The organism is Methylocystis sp. H62, assembly GCF_015709515.1.
Taxonomy (GTDB): Bacteria; Pseudomonadota; Alphaproteobacteria; order Rhizobiales; family Beijerinckiaceae; genus Methylocystis.
The window spans coordinates 1-16,214 of record NZ_JADNQZ010000040.1; the positions used below are offsets into that span (position 1 = coordinate 1).

Sequence of the window (16,214 nt, forward strand, 5' to 3'; positions counted from 1 at the left end):
GAAAACGGCAGGGCTCTCGGACCGCGGCGCGCGGCGTCTTTTCGATCGGCTCATTGAACTTGACGCGGTGCACGAACTGTCGGGGCGATCGAGCTTCCGGCTTTATGGGCTCTGAAGCGTTTCCAGCCGAAGTGGATGCCGGTTCGGCGCGGGAAACGCGTTTTGAAAATTGTTGTCGAGCAAAGTGCAAGCGGCTCCGATGAAGCAAACGCGGCAAGAAGAGGCGCAAACATGGGCCGCCCCCAAAATAACGAGCTGCACGACTCGTTTGATCCCGTGCTCATGGAGTTACCGGAAGCCGTGCGCTGGCGCGAGTGGATGGGGCGCGTCGAAGCCGTCATTTTCGCCGCGCCAAGCCCCGTACCGCGCGAGGCGCTCGCACGGGTCGTCGGCTCGACCTGCAACCTCGACGAGCTGATTGCCGACATCCGCGACGATTTGCGCGCAAGGCCATACGACCTCGTTTATGTCGCTGGCGGCTATCAACTGCGCACCAAGCCGCGCTTCGCGCCGGCGATCCGCACGGCGGGCGGCGGCGATCTGCGCGACGCCGGCGCCACCGAATTGACGCCGACCGAGATCCTGGCCGTGACCGCGATCGCCTATCTGCAACCCGCCACCCGCGCCGAACTCTCGCGGGTCGCCGGCAAAGAGATCAGCCGCGACGTTATCGGCGCGCTCAAGCGCCATGGCCTGATCGACGGGGCGTTGCGCGCGCCGGAGCCCGGCGCGCCTTTCGCCTATGTGACGACCAAGAAATTCCTGGAGGTCTTCGGCCTCGCCACGCTGCGCGAGCTTCCCGACGTCGAAAGGCTCGAAGACGAAGGACTCTTGGAGCCGCCGAGACCCGAGGCCGATCTCGACGCCGTTCTTTTCGCGGGAGAGGAGGATCTCAATGCGGCGAACGAAGCCGGAGAGCATTGGGAATGATCGGTGAGGGGAGTTCCGCTACTCACTGTCTGCTCGCCGCCCTTTCACGGCGAAAACAGGGGTTCGAATCCCCTTGGGCGCGCCACTTCGGTATAAAACTGCGAACGCCAGCAGCCGCCGATTCTACGCCCGCAGCGGCGACAAGTGTCCGTAGCAGTTCGGTTTTCGTCCCGAGGATGCGAATTTCGCTCGGGTCGACGACCTCGACGCGTTGCGCGAGCGCACGCAAATGGTCCCGCCGATAGGTTCCATCTTCGTTCCGCAGCTTGCGGCGAGCGGCGAGCGCGAACCGCCGCAAACTGTCCGACGTGATCGCCGGCCCGAGTCGCTCCACCGCTGAAGTTGCGCGCTCCGCGTCAGCCTGCGCTTGGTCGCGCACCGCGGTGAGTTCTGCAATGCGAGCTTTCAGCGACGGGTCGGCCATATCGACCACGCCGTTCTCGATCGCTTCGTAAAGACGCTTCAACTTCGCTTCCGCTTCGGCGGCGCGCTTGCGCAGCTCCGCGATGTGCCCGCGACGGCGTTCATTCCATTCCTCACGTCGCTCAAGCAATTGATCCATCATCGTCGTCAAACGCGCCGGATCGAGCAGCCGCCACTCCAGGTGATCGACGACGGCGCGATCGAGCTTGTCCATGGGCACTGTCAGACCGCGACACCCACGCTCGCCCTGCCGCGCCTTCGTCGAGCAGGTGTAGTAGCGATACATGCCGCCGGCGCTGCCCTTGCCGGTCCGTAGCGTCATCGCACCGCCACAGGATGCGCAGAAGCAAATCCCGGTCAGCAAAGTCGGGCCGCTCACCGCGCGCGGCGGCATCCATTTCGGACTGCGCGCCTTCAACGCCGCCTGGACCGCCTCGAACTCCACTTCGGTGATAATCGGCGGAACGTCCATGACAGCATGCTCGGCCTTAGGTTTTGCCGTGCGCGTTTTGTGATCGCGCGTATTGAACCGATGCTGCCCGATATAAGTCGTGCGCGTGAGGATCTGATGCACCGAGGCGATGCCCCAGCGGCCGCCGTCGCGGGTGCGGATGTTGCGCTCGTTCAAATGCGTCGTGATCGACTTAATGCCCATCGGGCCGCTGTCGCCGTCGCCGGTTAGCGCAAGTCGGTAGATCAGGCGCACCGTGTCAGCGTGGATCGGATCGATTTCCAGCTTCTTCTTGATCTTCGCGCCGCGCTGCTCTGCGGCCACGATGCGATAGCCAATCGGCGGCAGTGCGCCGTTCCAATAGCCCTGACGCGCATTCTCCTTCATGGCGCGCAGGGTGTGCTTGGCGTTCTCCTTCGACTGGTATTCGTCGAACAGCGTCATGATCTGACGCATCATCACGCTCATCGGATCGTCACCGAGGTCCTGCGTGATCGAGATCAGCCGCACGCCGTTCTTGGCGAGCTTGCGGACATAGAATTCGAACTGGAACTGGTCGCGGAAGAAGCGCGAAAAGGAATGGACGATGATGACGGTGAAGGTCGGCGGTTTCACCAGCGCCGCGTCGATCATCGCTTGAAACGCCGGCCGGCGATCGTCCGTGGCGGTGTTGCCGGTCTCAACGAATTCAGCCGCGACGTCCCAGCCCTTGGCGACGCAATAGGCCGTAATCTGCCGGCGCTGATCGGGGATCGACAGATCGCTCTCCGCCTGCCGCCCGGTCGAGACCCGCAAATAGAGGGCGGCGCGAGCAGCGCCGGCGACCGGGACCGCCTCATCACCAACGAGGACAGGACCGGTCATGAGCACATCTCTTCGTCATGCCTTGGGTCCGAAAATCCCGTCGAGCAAATCGGCGAAGTGCGCCTCCATGACTCGCAGCTCCGCATCGGTGATGGGCACGATGTCGGGCCAGTCGTCCGTGACCAAGATGGCCGACGGCTCGGTCTGAGGCGGTTTGGCGCGAGGCCGCGGCGGTTGCGCATAGTCAAAGAGATCGTCCGGCGCGGCGGACAATCTGGCGAAGCGATGTGGCGATCGTTGGCGGCTGCTGGCCATCCTGCAAGCATGCCGCCAGCTTTGCTCGCGCGGAACCATCCGACTCCACGCCATGGTCCGATGCGTAGGGTCGGCGGCAGCGACAAGCCATCGGCGCGTGCGGCGAACGCTGGCGCGTTGTCGGCGGGCCGCCATGAAGCCATCACGTCTAAAGATGTTTGGGCATTCGTCACGGCTACATCCTCTCCAATGCCGTCACCGCCGATGACGCCAGCAGGAACAGCCGGTTCGGACGCAATGGGAATCGACGGAAGCCAAGTCCTTCATAGAATGTTGCGGCCCGCTCATCCTTGGCATCGACCACGATGGCGAGCACCGCGAGCGCTTGGGCAGCGCCAAGGATGCGGCGCACCGCATCCGCCACCAGGAGATCGCCGAGGCCCTTGCCGCGCATGCGCGCGTCACGCGCCAAGCGTCCGATCAGCGCAGCCGGGACACCGTCGTCATAGCGCGGCAGCTTGCGCGCGATTTCTTCCGGCAGATCGTCGAGGTCCAGCTTGAACGCGCTGAGACTGTAGAAGCCCACGACGCCCAAATCCGAGTCCACAGCAATAAACACGCGCGCCACGTTGCGACGTTCGTCCTGGCTCGCCCGACGCCGGAACCAGTCGTCCAGTTCGGCCTGCCCGCAGGAGAACTTCGAGCGGTCGTGCTGCTTGCCCAGAGCTTCGAAGGTGATGGCCAACTTTCTTCAGCCCATGAGATCGCGATGGCGTCGAAGGGCGGCGATGAGCTTCTCGGATGGCTCAGGAGGATTCATCAACGCTTGGAAGAAAACCTCCCGATCCGCGCCGGTCAGGACCATGCGCTCGTGCTCGTCCAACACCCGGCGTGCGCCCTCATAGGCAAGGTCGCCCGCGGTCAGGCCGGTTACGGCCATGGCCCGTTGGATCAGCTCCTTGGCGGAGGCGCCGACGCGCAGTTCGATCCGTTCGCGTTTGATTTCGCGGTCCGATTTCCGACGATTTGAGGTTGCTGGCATGAGAAATCTCCTTCGTGCATAATGTACGGGATTATGCCGTGCGTTTCAACTCGTTTCTGTCGGGAAGTCGCCCGACAACCGCGCCGCCGCCGCTACGGGCATGGTCCGCCGACGTTTGAGAGTGAGAGGGCCGCGGCTGTCGCCGTGACGGGTTTGAGGTCGAGAGAGAGGCTCCCGGCCGGCCCGTCATGGAGATTCTGCCATGACCCAGACAAGCACCATCACCGATCGGGACGCCTTCGGTCCACCGCCGGTTTCGACCGGATATAAAGTCGACATCTCGCGCGGCGAACGAATTGGGCGCGTGTCGTCCGAATGGTTCTCACGGCCCGACGACGAGCGCTATCTGTCGCTCAGCGCCCTCTACGCCGCCGTTCGCGCACGCGCCGACCGCGCCACCGCCCGCACCGTCGAGACCCGGACCCTTCGTGTCGAGGCCAATCGCGATAACGCCGAACGCCTGGCCCTGATCGTGCCCGGCCGCGAGGAACCCATCGCTCCCACGCACTGGTCATTCGGCCAGATGTGCAGCTTGGTCGGCGCGCCCGCCAGCTACATGCGGCAGCTCCCCGCGCCGCTTGCCGGCATCAACATGCAGCACGGGCTGCTCTCGCACCGAGCCGAGCTGGTGAAGACGCTGGAGGCGGACGACGGGCGGATTGAACTGCGCGCTGTCACCGGCCCGGACTATGGCCGCATCTGGGACCATGAGCTGGTCGCCGCGGTCATGAAGATCGCCGGCGAAGGTACGGGCGATACGCGCTGGAAGGTGCCGGGCCTGCTCGACTGGTCGAGCATGACGCACAACCCGTTTGTCGAGGTGACCAAAGACACCACCACCCTCTACGCCTCCGATCGCGATGTCTTCCTCTTCCTTGTCGACGACGCACATCCGATCGAAGCCGGCCGCCTCCCCAACGGCGATCCCGATCTCTACTTCCGCGGCTTCTACTGCTGGAACAGCGAGGTGGGCTCCAAGACGCTCGGCATGGCGTCCTTCTATCTCCGTGCCGTCTGCATGAATCGCAATATCTGGGGCGCCGAAGGCTTCGAGGAGATCTCGATCCGCCACAGCAAGTTCGCCAGCCACCGCTTCGCGCATCAGGCGGCGCCAGCGCTGGAACGCTTCGCCACGTCATCGCCCGCGCCGTTTCTGGCGGGGATCAGGGCCGCTCGCGAGCAGATAGTTGCCCGCAAGGATGAGGATCGCGAGAGCTTCTTGCGCAAACGCGGCTTCTCGCGTCCGGAGACCGAGAAGATCATCGCCACCGTGCTGGAGGAAGAAGGGCGGCCGCCGGAGTCGATCTTCGATTTCGTCCAGGGAGTCACAGCGCTCGCCCGCGCCAAGCCGCATCAGGATGCGCGGCTGGAACTGGAGGGCAAAGCCGCGAAACTCCTTTCCAGCGTCCATTAGTGCTGGGAGGCGTGGAGCCGGGTCCGCGGCTCCACGCCTTTAGGTCCCGGGAACGGCGAAGTCGACCGGTCAATGCTGTTCCAGGCACGATCTGATGACGTAGTTCCACTCGCCGTGAAACGCTCCGCACTCGACCTTCAGTTCTCGCAGTTCCTTCTTTGAGATATCCTTGCCAGTGGGATAGCGCCGACGATCGAGTCGGACGCGCACGACGAGACCACCTCGGTTGGCCGTATTGCCAATGAGGTTGATGACGGTCTCGCAGGTCCGCAGAGGGCGTCCGCGCCGACCGCGAGATCGACGACTTCATGACGGTCCCGCGCCCGCGCCCAGGGTGAGGAGAAGCTCGTCCAGTTGCTCGAACGTCTCTCCCATCGCATCCGCCGCCCCGGTGCCGGCGGCGTCGAGAGCTTCCTTCGAGGGATAAAGCTCGTGCATGACCAGCAATGTCTTGCCGCCTGTTTCCGCGAAGGTCACCGTCGTGACCTGCCCATTCTCATCTTCCTCATTGGTCCAGACGAGGCGCGAGTGCGGTGTTACTTCCTTGTACGTGCCGAAGAACGCCGACTGTGAGTCCCCGTGTGCGAACTCCAAACGGTACCTGCCCCCGACACGAACATCCATTTCGCAGGAAAGCAGGGACATTCCCATCGACTTCGGCACCCACCACTGCCTGAACAGCTCGGGCTTGGTCCACGCCTCGAACACGAGGCGCGCCGGGCCGTTGAAGCTTCGCGTAACCACGAGCTCACGCTCGGACTTACGTTCCACCGTCGTGCGGTTCTTCATGGGGGTGGGCTCACTATCTCTTCTTTCGTCCATCGACCTTCTCCTTCCGTTTCAATTCCTCGACAATTTTGTCCAACGCGTCGAAGCGTGCGTCCCAGAGCTGGCGGTGCCTCTCGATCCAGGCCGCCTCTTGCTCCAGTCCGCGTAGGCCGAGCTTGCAGGTCCGCACGCGCCCGACCTTCTTCGTGGCGACGAGCCCCGCCTGCTCCAGGACGCCGACGTGCTTCTTCATGCCCGTAAGGGTCATGTGGAACTTCTCGGCAAGCTCCGTGATCGAAGCGTCCGCACGTCCGAGGTGCTCCAGAACGCCGCGTCGGGTGGCGTCCGAGAGCGCGGCGAACGAGGCATCCAAACGGGTCTGGGAATACTGAGCCATGTGGTTCAGTATGTAGCACACGGATTGGCGGGCATGCAAGTGGAGGCCGAGCGCGCGCAGCGTTGCCGGCCGCCTCCTCCCAAATCGACCTCATTTCGATGCAGATTCGATCGACTCGGCGATCCACAGGCCCTGGCGATTCCGCGCCGCCGCAGCCTCCTGGAGGAAGAGGGCTGCGCTCGCTTCGTGACGGGTTGGAGGTCGACAGAGAGGCTCTCGGCCGCACGTCGCGGAGTATGTCTAGGAGCAGTTAGCGCTAATCCTCAATCTTCGGCGCGGTTGCTTCCGCTACGCCCGCACGTGAAAGCCTAGCAAGCGTGGATACGAGACCAACTGTGTCGGGATAAATGCCGATAGAGGGCATCTTGCCCCAGACGATCCGGACGACATGGACCCCAGGCGTGGACGTGCGGACGCCATCGGTCCCGGAATTGCTCTCAAGCCAATCCGCGGCGACAAGCGTATTCCACGGCGGGCCGGCAATCCGGATCGAGCGTACTTCGAAGCTGATATCCGGGAGCAACCGGTAAAGCCTCTCGTACCAGAGCTTTGTTTTCTCGATCGTTGTGCGTGTGCCCCCGAGGGCGTGGTCGCCAAGAAAGATGTGCTCGAAGCGCGGGGCCAATCCTTCGAGCACCGGCGCAGCGTCGCCCTTGCTGACGGCCGAGAACAGATCTTCGACTCGCTTGCGGACGATCGCGTGGTACATGACGCCCCCATAGGGCTGTGATTGAACTTGCCCTAACATAGTCAGTTCAATCATTCAACTGTCAGGAGGGCCGGTGCAGAGAACGAGCTTCAAGAACATGCGACGCTCCTTGGCGCAGGCACTGGAGCTGATCGGCGACTGGTGGACTCCTCTGATCCTGCGAGATGTGTTCCTCGGGCTTCACCGGTTCGACGAGGTCGTCGAGAACCTCGGGATATCGCGCAATCTGCTGGCACGCCGCCTCGCCATGCTGGCGACGCACAAAATCATCGCGCGCAAGGTCTATTCGCGTCGGCCCGTCCGCTACGAATACCGGCTAACCGCCGCGGGTGAAGAGCTTGTCCCGATCCTCGTCGCGTTGACGGCGTGGGGGGACCGCTGGAGCGCTCCACCCGGAGGAGCGGCGATCGAATTCGTCCATACTGCCTGCGGACATCGCTTCGCCCCGAGCATCGTCTGTTCTCAATGCGGGGAAGAGATCGACGCGGCGACCACGGTGGGAGCGGCGCGTCCCGGCGCCAAATCCGGCCCGGGCGTCACGGTGATCGCGCGCAAGCTCGCCCAAGCCACGTGAGCGCAGGTCTACGATCGCGCGGCCTCAGCCTCCTAGAGGAAGTGGGCTGCGCTCGCTTCGTGACGGGTTGAGGTCGAGAGAGAGTCTTACGGCCGCCCGTCATGGAGAATGACCATGACCCGAGTTCAGAAGATCGTCCTGTCCTCATCGCGGGACATCCCGTTCAACAAACTGGTGCTGAGCCAGTCCAATGTCCGCCGGATCAAGGCCGGCATCTCGATCGACGAACTGGCCGAGGACATCGCCCGGCGCACGCTCCTGCAGAGCATCACCGTGCGGCCGGTTCGCGATACCGAAGGCGTCGAGACTGGCATGTTCGAGATTCCGGCTGGCGGCCGCCGCTTCCGCGCGCTCGAACTTCTGGTCAAGCAGAAGCGCTTGGCCAAGACCGCGCCCGTGCCCTGCGTCGTGCGCGAGGACGGCATTCCCGAGGAAGACGGTCTCGCCGAGAACATCCAGCGCGCGCCGCTGCATCCGCTCGATCAGTTCCGGGCGTTTCTGGCGCTGCGTGATAAGGGCCAGTCCGAGGAGGACATCGCCGCGGCCTTCTTCGTCGCCGTGTCGGTGGTCAAGCAGCGTCTGCGCCTCGCATCCGTCTCGCCCAAGCTGCTCGACGTCTATGCCGATGACGGCATGACGCTGGACCAGCTCATGGCGTTCACGGTCAACGGCGATCACGAGCGCCAGGAACAGGTGTTCGAGCGCCTGAGTCAGTCCTACTCCAAGGAACCGCACGTCATCGGCGGCGGTCGTGAAAGCGACGCCAAATGCCTTCTGGCAGGCGGCAAGACCGAGGGCGAGCGCGACGTGAGTCTTGCCGGTTCCGGATGGACCGAGCGCGATGCAGTTCTGTCGCTTCTCGATCCATTCGCACCGCGCCAGCTCCAGCACCAGGGGCTTGTTGAGCGAGGGCTGCGCCGCGAAGTCGAAGGTGTCGAGGCTTTTGATCTGCGTAAAGCGCGCCAAACGAATGCGGCGCTCGACGTTGCGCCGTTCGCGATCGATGCGCTCCAGTTCGCACAGACGCAGCAAATAGCGCGGGTAATCGGCGCGGTCCTGCGCAGATTCCATCGCCACTTTCTCATATTCGCGGGCGAAGGTGGGAAGCTTCAGCGCCTTGAGATGATTGCCCAGCAGCACCTGCGGCGCGACGATCGTTTGGGAGGTCGACTCCTGCGAGGCGCTCATGCCGAAACTCGTGCACTTGGCTCGATAGCGGCTGCGTTGGCGACGAGCCCGAGATAGGCGCGGGGGTCTGTCGCGCCGACCGTCGCCACTGGCAGATAGGGGTAGAATGTCAGATCGAGCCGGGCTGGCCGGTTCTCCAATTTGGCGAGCAGGAGCATCTTCACCGCGTCAAAACTGATTGCGCCAAGACGCAGCGCCTCCGCGATGGCCTGTTCGACGAGATGTTGATGGAAGTCCTCCATCAATCGCAGCACCTGGATGAACTCGCGGCGCCCGCTGTTTCCCATGCGCGCCTCCATCAACCGCCGCAGACGATAGACGCAATCGGCGAGGCGCCAGTCGTCGAGCGGCGCGGCCTGATCGAGCGCCTTGCTCTTGTGTTCGAGCAAGGCGAGATAATGCAGCGGATTATAAATGAACTCGGCCTTGTCGTAGCTGCGCGCGTGCACGGCGACCGTCTCGCCGCGACAGACAATCTCGACTCTGTCGACGTAACCCTTCGCCAAAACTTCTTGATGGCCATAGCGCGTTGGAACCGAGTAATCGTTGTTGCGGTAGCGCACCTGCGACATGGACGAGACGCGCGTCGCAATCTTATGACAAGCGTCGTAAGGGGTCGGCGGCAACGGCATGAACGCGGATATGTCCGCCTGCATGCGTTCGCCAATCCTCATCGACTGGCCGCGCAAGATTGCCTGTCGCCGCTTCGTGCAGGCGTCGAGCAGCCTTACGTTGAGCGCGTCGAAACTCTCCGCTACGGGCAGAGGCGTCATGAAGTTGCGCCGGACATATCCGACCAGCCCCTCGACCTTGCCCTTGTCATTGCCTTTGCCCGGTCTGCCGAAGCGATCCTCGAACGGGTAATGGCTCTGGAGTTCCGCGAACATTTGCGAGCGCAGGCGTTCTCCGCCCTTCACGATCTTGGCCACCGCGAGCCGAGTGTTGTCGTATAAAATCGATTGCGGCACGCCGCCGAAAAAATCGAACGCCGCGACATGACCATCGCAAAAGGCTTCCGCTGTCTCGGCGGGATAGGCCTTGACGAAGCAACCGTCCGAATGTGGCAGATCCACGCAATAGTAATGAAAGCGGACCTTCTTACCCGCGATATAGGCGTCCGCTTGGCAAAAATCCGCCTGCGCCTGTCCTGGGCGATGGCTGAGCGGAATAAACATCTCGCGCGACCGCAACAGCGCCCGCGCCACATACTCGCGAACGATCGTGTAGCCGCCGGAAAACCCCTCTTCGTCCCGCAACCGTTCAAAAATCCGCTGCGCCGTATGCCGCTGTTTTTTGTGAACGCTCCGGTCGCCCTCCAGGATCTTGTCGATCCCAGCCATATACGGCCCGAGCTTCTTCGATACCGGCCGCTCGCGCCGCCGATAACCCGGCGGAACCGAATACTGGAGCATCTTCGTGATCGTGTTGCGGTGAACGCCAAAGCGCTTAGCCGCCTTCCGCCGGCTCAGCCCCTCCGCCATCACTGCGCGTCGTATCGCGGCATAGAGTTCCACTGTGAACATCCTTTCGGCCTCTCAATGCCAGTCGATGACATCGAGTCGGCCTATCAGGACCGGTACACTTTTGCCCCGCCATCAAAGCGGAAGATCAAAACCGGTTCAGTGGTACACTTTGCGCCCGCGCTTTAGACGCTCGCCGCTTATGCCGCGCGCCGCGATCAATCGCGATCCCTGGTCGCGGAAGCGGCGATCGCCTCCTTCCTGTCGCCCGACGCCGCCGAGCGCCAGGAAGCCGCGACCACCAAGCGGTTGGATCAGCTCGACCGGCGCATGACGCGCATGGAACGCGATCTCGGCATTTCCGTGGAAATGCTCGCGGTGTTCGTCCGCCACTGGCTCGCCACCAATCCGCCTTTGCCAGAGCCCGCCCAGGCAGCCGCGCGCGCGCAGGCGGGCGAGCGCTACGACGCCTTCGTCGCCGCGCTCGGGCGGCGGCTCGCGAAGGGGCCGAAGGTGCGTGAGGAAATTTCCGATGATATCGTCGGAGGCCAAGGCGCAGAATGACCGTCGCTCGGCAGCAGTGTCTCAGTTTAAGTTCCGTACAGCAGCTTTTGACCGCAAACGGCCTCGCTGCAGACATGCATGATCGGACCGCCATCAGGCAGGAATTCGCCGATCGCGGCCCTACGCAATCTTCAAGGCCCGATAGGGTCGCCATTCTCACGCGCCCTTCCACGCGCCAGCATACTTCTTCCGGTACTTGGCGTCCGGTTCCAACTCGATCAGCGCAAGAGTTGTCGACTTCACAGCGGCGTCGCCCGTTTCGTCGAATAGGCGGCGAAGGACACAGGCGATGTCATAGCGGATCAGCGTGCTGTTCTTCTCTCGGGAAGACTCGACAAAGCGCGCGCGCAGGCGCTTCACGAGTTTGGAACGCAGTTGGGTGTCCGCCTTTCCCACGCGCCACAGGGCGAGCAGAACGTGGCGCGCGGTCACGAACGCTTTGTCATGCGTCGCCGCCATCAGATCATCCAGCGCGGCGGCAACAGTCTTCCTGGATGCGTTGGGGGAGAGGGCACAAAGCATCTGGCCCGCAATCGAGCGCACGCGACCGTCCTTGTGCTTCATGAGCGGTGCGATTTCCGCGCAAGCGGCGTCGGCCCATCTGGCGCTGTCCTCCGTCGCGAGCAAGAGAAACTCGTAGGCTTCGCCGTGCGTGCTAAGATCGCCGGAGGCGAGGTTGGCGATGGCGCTGGTCACTTCAGCGGGAATTGTTGCCTTGCTCACGACTGCCTCGCTCAATGCTTTTGCGCGATTTGGATGAGGTTGCCGCAGGTGTCATAGAACACCGCCGTTGTGACCGGCCCTAGCGCCGTGGGCGGCTGCGTGAAGCGCACGCCCTGCTTGGAAAGGCGGTCATACTCCGCTTGCACATCGTCGACGCCGAAGGATGCGCAGGGAATGCCGTCCGCAACGAGCGCCGCCTTGAATGGCTTTGCGGCCGGATGTTCGTCGGGCTCCAGAAGCAGTTGCACGCCGTCCAAATCGCCGGCCGACACCATCGTCAGCCAACGGTGGCCGCCCATCGGAATATCGTCCTTTGGCGCGAAGCCGAGGACGTCCAGATAAAATTTCAGGGCCTTCTCCTGGTCGTCGACAAGCACGCTGGTAAGGACAATTTTCATTTCGGCGCCTCGCTTTTTGCTTTGGGGTCGGACTCGGCCAAGGGCCTCATCCAGAGTTTCCACGCGCGCCGCAGCGGCGCGCGATCGAGAAAGTGGTGTTTGCTTCGCTAGCGCCATTCGGAACGCACGAGACCGGCGTCCTCAAGCACGGACAGGTGTCGCGACAAGGCTTGCCGCGAAAGACTTGCCCCGTGCAATTGCGTTAGCCGAACGTGCAATTCGAATATTGTTTGACCGTCGGTTTTCGACAATTCGTCAAGCATGCGACGGCGCGTAGCATCCGAGAGGGCAGCAAAAATACCGTCAAGGTCCATGCGCGACCTGTACCAAAACGCGCATCATCATGCAACAATTGTATTGCATGATGATGCGCGCTAGCTGCTGCGTACGACCCCGTTGCGATTTTTTTGACAGCACCCTGGCTCAAATGGGCCATCGATGCCGAGGTCGGCATATTGTGGCGAAGGGCGGGGTCGATCAACATCTGCCCTTCCCGCCTGCCCGGCCCATTACGCCGGAGATCGCCGATTCCGGTCGCTACCCGCGCAAAGTTCCGGAGCGTTCAGCTGCGCTTCCCCTTCGCCGCATTTTTTGCCGTGTTCAGCGCCGTGGCCTCGCGGATGAGCGCCATAAATGCCCTCTCGCCAATGTGATCGCCCTCGTGGATGTCGATGCCGCGCCGCGTTCCGCCATCGAGGCCCGCGTTGAAGAGCCGCGAAGGGTCCTTGAGCGCGGCGCCATGCATGAACGTCAGCTTGACCTTGTCCTTGTAGATTTCGCCCGTGCAGATGATGCCGTCGTGCGACCATGTGGGCACGCCGGCCGGGTTGGCCGCTTTCGGCCACTTCGCCTCTTCGACCGCGTCCGGATCGGCTTCGCGAATGAGCGTGCGGATACGGTCGAGGGTCTCGCGGGCGCCAATCGCCCCGCACTGATGACGATGAGATTGGCGCCTTGGCTGTGCGAGGGACAGGTTTCTTCGTCATAGGTTTCAGGCTCCTGCGCGACGCTTCGGCAAATACGGCGCCACGAAGATGTAAATGCCGCTCAGCGCGAGCAGGGCGAGCGGGAAAAGCGGCAGATAGGCCATCCACTGGATCGGGTCCGGCCGCGCAAGCGCGACGGTCGTGGCGACGACGCTCAGCACAAAGAGCATCGACACCCAGCGGTGAAACTGGCGAATGAGCTTGCTCACAGAGGCCTCCTTGCTCCGCGTGTGAATGAATTTGGCGTACATCAGGCGCGTGCCTCGATCATCTTCCAGGCGTTGCCAGAGGGATCGCGGAGGTTGGCGTCGACGCCGCCGAAGCGAGCCATCGGCTCCTGTGTAAACTCGACGCCCTTGGTGCGCATACGCTCATAGGCGGCGCGGCAATCATCGACGACGAGCACCAGAGGCGGCATGGCGCCCTTGGCCACCATTTCGCGCATGGTCTGCGCGGTTGCGGCGTCGAGCACGGGCTCTTGTGGCAGGAAGAGGCCCAACTCGAACGAGCGCTGATCCGGATGCTTCACGGTGAGCCAGCGGTAATTGCCGTTGCGATTGTCCGCATGGGGCACGAAGCCCAGCTTGTTGATGTAGAAGTCGAGCGCTTCGTCCTGATCGTGGACGTAGAGACCTATTACGCCAATACCTGCAGTCATTTGGGAACCTCCGTTTCGTCTGGCTCCTTTCTATCGCCGCCTTGCTGGCGACGCTTCTCCGAAACTGCGGTCTTGAGGTTGGGGCGAAACGCGGCGCTGACGAAGCAGTGCGGAACCTGTTCGAGCGCATAAGCGGTCGCCTGCTCGCGAGCGCGCAGTTCGGTGGGGCTGTCGCCGGTGATGTCCTTGAAGACGCGCCCGAACGTGCCGAGGCTCGACCAGCCGGTCTGGAAGGCGATGTCGATGATCGGCTGGTCGGTGTCGCGCAGCAGCGCCTTGGCGCGTTCGATGCGACGCGTCAGCAGATAGCGATGCGGCGGGATCCCGAAGGCATCCTTGAATGAGCGCGCGAAGTGCGCCTCGGATATGCCGCTAACGCTTGCGAGCCGCTCGACGGGCCATTCCTCTTCGGAGGCCGCGTCCATGCGGTCCTTCGCGCGCAATAGTCGGCGCAACAGCGCGGGTTCCTGATTGGACATACGATAATCCGCCAAACTCTGTTGCGACCATCGTGGCACCACATAGCGGGCTTCGGGTTTGCTGTCTCGGTGGCGAGTTGTGGTTGCAATACGTTGAGTTCGTGCGGCGAGTTCGCGCCATGAACACCCAGGGCACCCTGGTGTGACGGACGGCATTGTCGCTCAAGATCTGCCATTCCTGAAAAAAGCCAAAGAACTTGGAGGGGCATCTCGACCTGAGAAACAGCCCGCGCCGGGCATCGCAGGGGTTTGTCAATTCCGCCGTCTCCCTGTCTTTGTACGCCAGAGCACGACGACCCCATTCTGCTTGTTGTCATGCCCTGACTTCTGCCTCTTCTACTGATCCCCGATCCAGGGCCGCATGTCTGCGGTCCCGCACAGACGGGGACGACATGGCGGTTTCTCACCAGCAATCAGAGGCAATCCAGCGAGGCGCAAGCATGTTGCGCACGGCCCTCGGCCCCGCCATAGCCGGATTCCTGGAAGACCCGTCGATCGTCGAGGTGATGCTCAATCCCGACGGGCGGCTCTGGATTGACCGGCTGTCCGAGGGACTCTCCGACACCGGAGAGCGCCTGTCGCCCGCGGACGGCGAACGCATCGTCCGCCTGGTCGCGCACCGCGTCGGCGCGGAGGTCCATTCCGGTTCACCGCGCGTTTCGGCGGAGCTTCCCGAGACGGGAGAGCGGTTCGAGGGCCTTCTGCCGCCCGTCGTCGCCGCTCCGGCGTTCGCGATCCGCAAACCGGCCGTCGCCGTCTTCACGCTCGCTGACTACGTCGCCGCCGACATCATGTCGGCCGAACAGGCGGAGATGCTCCGTCGCGCCGTTGCGGATCGCCGCAACATCCTCGTCGCCGGCGGCACCTCGACCGGCAAGACCACGCTCACCAACGCGCTGCTCGCCGAGGTGTCGAAGACCTCCGACCGCGTCGTTCTGATCGAGGATACGCGCGAGCTGCAATGCGCCGCGCCCAACCTCGTCGCCATGCGCACCAAGGACGGCGTCGCCTCGCTATCCGATCTCGTCCGCTCCTCGCTTCGCCTACGCCCCGATCGCATTCCAATCGGCGAGGTGCGCGGCGCCGAGGCGCTGGATTTGCTCAAGGCCTGGGGGACGGGCCACCCGGGCGGCATCGGCACCATCCACGCCGGCACCGCGCTCGGCGCGCTGCGCCGCCTTGAGCAGCTCATCCAGGAAGCCGTCGTCACCGTCCCGCGCGCACTGATCGCAGAGACCATCGATCTCGTCGCAGTGCTCAGTGGCCGCGGCGCAAGCCGCCGCCTCGCCGAACTCGCCCGCGTCGATGGCCTCCAGTCGGACGGCGACTACCGCGTCATCCCCGCAACTCAGCCCGCTTCAGGAGACCTCACATGATCCGCCATGCCTTGCGTATTCGCAGTCATATCGCGACGGCCGTGTCCGTCACCATCGTCAGCATGATGCTGGCGCCCGCCGCCCATGCATCCGGTTCGTCCATGCCGTGGGAAGCGCCGCTGCAATCGATCCTCGAATCCATCGAGGGACCTGTGGCCAAGATCATCGCCGTGATGATCATCATCATCACGGGTCTAACACTCGCCTTCGGCGATACGTCTGGCGGCGCGCGGAAGCTGATCCAGATCGTCTTCGGCCTGTCGATCGCCTTCGCCGCGTCGAGCTTCTTCCTGTCGTTCTTCTCGTTCGGCGGCGGAGCGCTCGTCTGATGGCGAGCCTGATCGACAGCGCCAGCGAAGTGCCGGGCTACGCCGTCCCGGTCCATCGCGCACTCACCGAGCACATTCTGCTTGGCGGCGCGCCACGCTCCATCGCGATCCTCAACGGCACGCTGGCGGCGGCGCTCGGCCTTGGCCTGCGCCTCTGGCTGGTCGGCCTCGGGCTCTGGGCGATCGGGCATTTCGCGGCCGTGTGGGCGGCCAAGCGCGATCCGCAATTCGTCGACGTGGTGCGCCGGCATCTGCGCATTCCCGGCCATCTGAGCGCGTGAGGTCC

General features: G+C 63.4%; 22 protein-coding genes and 4 pseudogenes. 9 read left to right on the plus strand and 17 right to left on the minus strand.

Annotated features, from left to right (window positions below; genetic code table 11):
- A partial coding sequence (locus IYY11_RS02870; protein ID WP_196402628.1) for a DUF1403 family protein occupies positions 1-115 on the plus strand: 115 nt, incomplete at its 5' end.
- A gap of 116 nt (positions 116-231) precedes the next feature.
- Positions 232-930, plus strand: coding sequence for an SMC-Scp complex subunit ScpB (locus IYY11_RS02875; protein WP_196402629.1), 699 nt, complete (start codon positions 232-234; stop codon positions 928-930).
- A gap of 22 nt (positions 931-952) precedes the next feature.
- On the opposite strand, the gene IYY11_RS02880 is transcribed toward IYY11_RS02875, so the two are convergent.
- The 4 genes from IYY11_RS02880 to IYY11_RS02895 all read right to left on the minus strand — a co-directional run bounded on the left by IYY11_RS02880 (position 953) and on the right by IYY11_RS02895 (position 3,905).
- Positions 953-2,668: a recombinase family protein gene (locus IYY11_RS02880; protein ID WP_196402630.1), complete on the minus strand. Its 1,716-nt coding sequence runs from the start codon at positions 2,666-2,668 to the stop codon at positions 953-955.
- 15 nt (positions 2,669-2,683) lie between these two features.
- The gene (locus IYY11_RS02885; RefSeq protein ID WP_246719585.1) at positions 2,684-2,923 is read right to left on the minus strand and encodes a hypothetical protein; all 240 of its coding nucleotides are present in this window, start codon (positions 2,921-2,923) and stop codon (positions 2,684-2,686) included.
- Positions 2,924-3,098: 175 nt separating this feature from the next.
- On the minus strand, positions 3,099-3,608 hold the full coding sequence (locus tag IYY11_RS02890; RefSeq protein ID WP_196402631.1) for a GNAT family N-acetyltransferase: 510 nt from the start codon (positions 3,606-3,608) through the stop codon (positions 3,099-3,101).
- A 6-nt stretch (positions 3,609-3,614) separates the two neighbouring features.
- Positions 3,615-3,905, minus strand: a complete 291-nt coding sequence (locus IYY11_RS02895) for a DUF1778 domain-containing protein (protein WP_196402632.1) — start codon at positions 3,903-3,905, stop codon at positions 3,615-3,617.
- A 202-nt stretch (positions 3,906-4,107) separates the two neighbouring features.
- Here IYY11_RS02895 and IYY11_RS02900 point away from each other — a divergent pair, with 202 nt between their 5' ends.
- Positions 4,108-5,319, plus strand: coding sequence for a DUF932 domain-containing protein (locus IYY11_RS02900; RefSeq protein ID WP_196402633.1), 1,212 nt, complete (start codon positions 4,108-4,110; stop codon positions 5,317-5,319).
- A 69-nt stretch (positions 5,320-5,388) separates the two neighbouring features.
- Here the strand turns inward: IYY11_RS02900 and IYY11_RS23655 are convergent.
- The 4 genes and pseudogenes from IYY11_RS23655 to IYY11_RS02920 all read right to left on the minus strand — a co-directional run.
- Positions 5,389-5,598: pseudogene (locus IYY11_RS23655) on the minus strand (ISAzo13-like element transposase-related protein); the annotation flags it as partial.
- A gap of 27 nt (positions 5,599-5,625) precedes the next feature.
- On the minus strand, positions 5,626-6,141 hold the full coding sequence (locus tag IYY11_RS02910) for an SRPBCC domain-containing protein (RefSeq protein WP_246719586.1): 516 nt from the start codon (positions 6,139-6,141) through the stop codon (positions 5,626-5,628).
- Positions 6,122-6,484 carry a helix-turn-helix transcriptional regulator gene (locus IYY11_RS02915; RefSeq protein WP_196402634.1) on the minus strand — a complete coding sequence of 121 codons (363 nt, stop codon included), beginning with the start codon at positions 6,482-6,484 and terminating at the stop codon, positions 6,122-6,124. Before IYY11_RS02915 ends, IYY11_RS02910 begins: the two co-directional genes overlap by 20 nt.
- 256 nt (positions 6,485-6,740) lie before the next feature.
- Positions 6,741-7,247, minus strand: coding sequence for a nuclear transport factor 2 family protein (locus IYY11_RS02920; protein ID WP_196402635.1), 507 nt, complete (start codon positions 7,245-7,247; stop codon positions 6,741-6,743).
- Between the two features lie 55 nt (positions 7,248-7,302).
- On the opposite strand from IYY11_RS02920, the gene IYY11_RS02925 reads away from it, so the two are divergent.
- Both IYY11_RS02925 and IYY11_RS02930 read left to right on the plus strand, forming a co-directional pair.
- Positions 7,303-7,767: a helix-turn-helix domain-containing protein gene (locus tag IYY11_RS02925; RefSeq protein WP_210331207.1), complete on the plus strand. Its 465-nt coding sequence runs from the start codon at positions 7,303-7,305 to the stop codon at positions 7,765-7,767.
- Between the two features lie 114 nt (positions 7,768-7,881).
- A pseudogene (locus IYY11_RS02930) lies at positions 7,882-8,550 on the plus strand (ParB/RepB/Spo0J family partition protein); the annotation flags it as partial.
- Here IYY11_RS02930 and IYY11_RS02935 read toward each other — a convergent pair.
- Positions 8,509-8,955, minus strand: a pseudogene (locus tag IYY11_RS02935) (ATP-binding protein); the annotation flags it as partial. The pseudogenes IYY11_RS02930 and IYY11_RS02935 sit on opposite strands and share 42 nt — an antisense overlap.
- Entirely contained in the window at positions 8,952-10,478 is a 1,527-nt protein-coding gene (istA, locus tag IYY11_RS02940) for an IS21 family transposase (RefSeq protein ID WP_196402636.1), read from the minus strand. The pseudogene IYY11_RS02935 and the gene istA, both read right to left, overlap by 4 nt.
- 129 nt (positions 10,479-10,607) lie before the next feature.
- Between istA and IYY11_RS02945 the strand changes: the two are divergent.
- Positions 10,608-10,979: pseudogene (locus tag IYY11_RS02945) on the plus strand (CopG family transcriptional regulator); the annotation flags it as partial.
- 156 nt (positions 10,980-11,135) lie between these two features.
- Here IYY11_RS02945 and IYY11_RS02950 read toward each other — a convergent pair.
- The 7 genes from IYY11_RS02950 to IYY11_RS02980 all read right to left on the minus strand — a co-directional run bounded on the left by IYY11_RS02950 (position 11,136) and on the right by IYY11_RS02980 (position 14,223).
- Positions 11,136-11,717, minus strand: coding sequence for a hypothetical protein (locus tag IYY11_RS02950; protein WP_196402637.1), 582 nt, complete (start codon positions 11,715-11,717; stop codon positions 11,136-11,138).
- A complete protein-coding gene (locus tag IYY11_RS02955; protein WP_196402638.1) occupies positions 11,714-12,100 on the minus strand; it encodes a VOC family protein in 387 nt (128 codons plus the stop codon). The genes IYY11_RS02950 and IYY11_RS02955 overlap by 4 nt, the downstream gene beginning before the upstream one ends.
- 107 nt (positions 12,101-12,207) lie before the next feature.
- Positions 12,208-12,414: a helix-turn-helix domain-containing protein gene (locus tag IYY11_RS23660; RefSeq protein ID WP_196402639.1), complete on the minus strand. Its 207-nt coding sequence runs from the start codon at positions 12,412-12,414 to the stop codon at positions 12,208-12,210.
- A gap of 248 nt (positions 12,415-12,662) precedes the next feature.
- Complete coding sequence (locus IYY11_RS02965) at positions 12,663-13,073, minus strand: DUF1801 domain-containing protein (protein ID WP_196402680.1); 411 nt, start codon at positions 13,071-13,073, stop codon at positions 12,663-12,665.
- An 18-nt stretch (positions 13,074-13,091) separates the two neighbouring features.
- Positions 13,092-13,295, minus strand: a complete 204-nt coding sequence (locus IYY11_RS02970) for a hypothetical protein (protein ID WP_196402640.1) — start codon at positions 13,293-13,295, stop codon at positions 13,092-13,094.
- Positions 13,296-13,336: 41 nt separating this feature from the next.
- Entirely contained in the window at positions 13,337-13,744 is a 408-nt protein-coding gene (locus IYY11_RS02975; protein ID WP_196402641.1) for a VOC family protein, read from the minus strand.
- The gene (locus tag IYY11_RS02980; RefSeq protein ID WP_196402642.1) at positions 13,741-14,223 is read right to left on the minus strand and encodes a helix-turn-helix domain-containing protein; all 483 of its coding nucleotides are present in this window, start codon (positions 14,221-14,223) and stop codon (positions 13,741-13,743) included. Before IYY11_RS02980 ends, IYY11_RS02975 begins: the two co-directional genes overlap by 4 nt.
- 392 nt (positions 14,224-14,615) lie before the next feature.
- Between IYY11_RS02980 and trbB the strand changes: the two genes are divergently transcribed.
- Genes trbB through IYY11_RS02995 form a run of 3 tightly spaced genes read left to right on the plus strand, consistent with a single transcriptional unit; the run spans position 14,616 to position 16,209 of the window.
- Positions 14,616-15,599, plus strand: a complete 984-nt coding sequence (trbB, locus tag IYY11_RS02985) for a P-type conjugative transfer ATPase TrbB (protein ID WP_196402643.1) — start codon at positions 14,616-14,618, stop codon at positions 15,597-15,599.
- Complete coding sequence (locus IYY11_RS02990; RefSeq protein ID WP_196402644.1) at positions 15,596-15,928, plus strand: TrbC/VirB2 family protein; 333 nt, start codon at positions 15,596-15,598, stop codon at positions 15,926-15,928. Before trbB ends, IYY11_RS02990 begins: the two co-directional genes overlap by 4 nt.
- Positions 15,928-16,209 carry a VirB3 family type IV secretion system protein gene (locus IYY11_RS02995; RefSeq protein WP_150978936.1) on the plus strand — a complete coding sequence of 94 codons (282 nt, stop codon included), beginning with the start codon at positions 15,928-15,930 and terminating at the stop codon, positions 16,207-16,209. Before IYY11_RS02990 ends, IYY11_RS02995 begins: the two co-directional genes overlap by 1 nt.
- Positions 16,210-16,214: the final 5 nt, after the last annotated feature.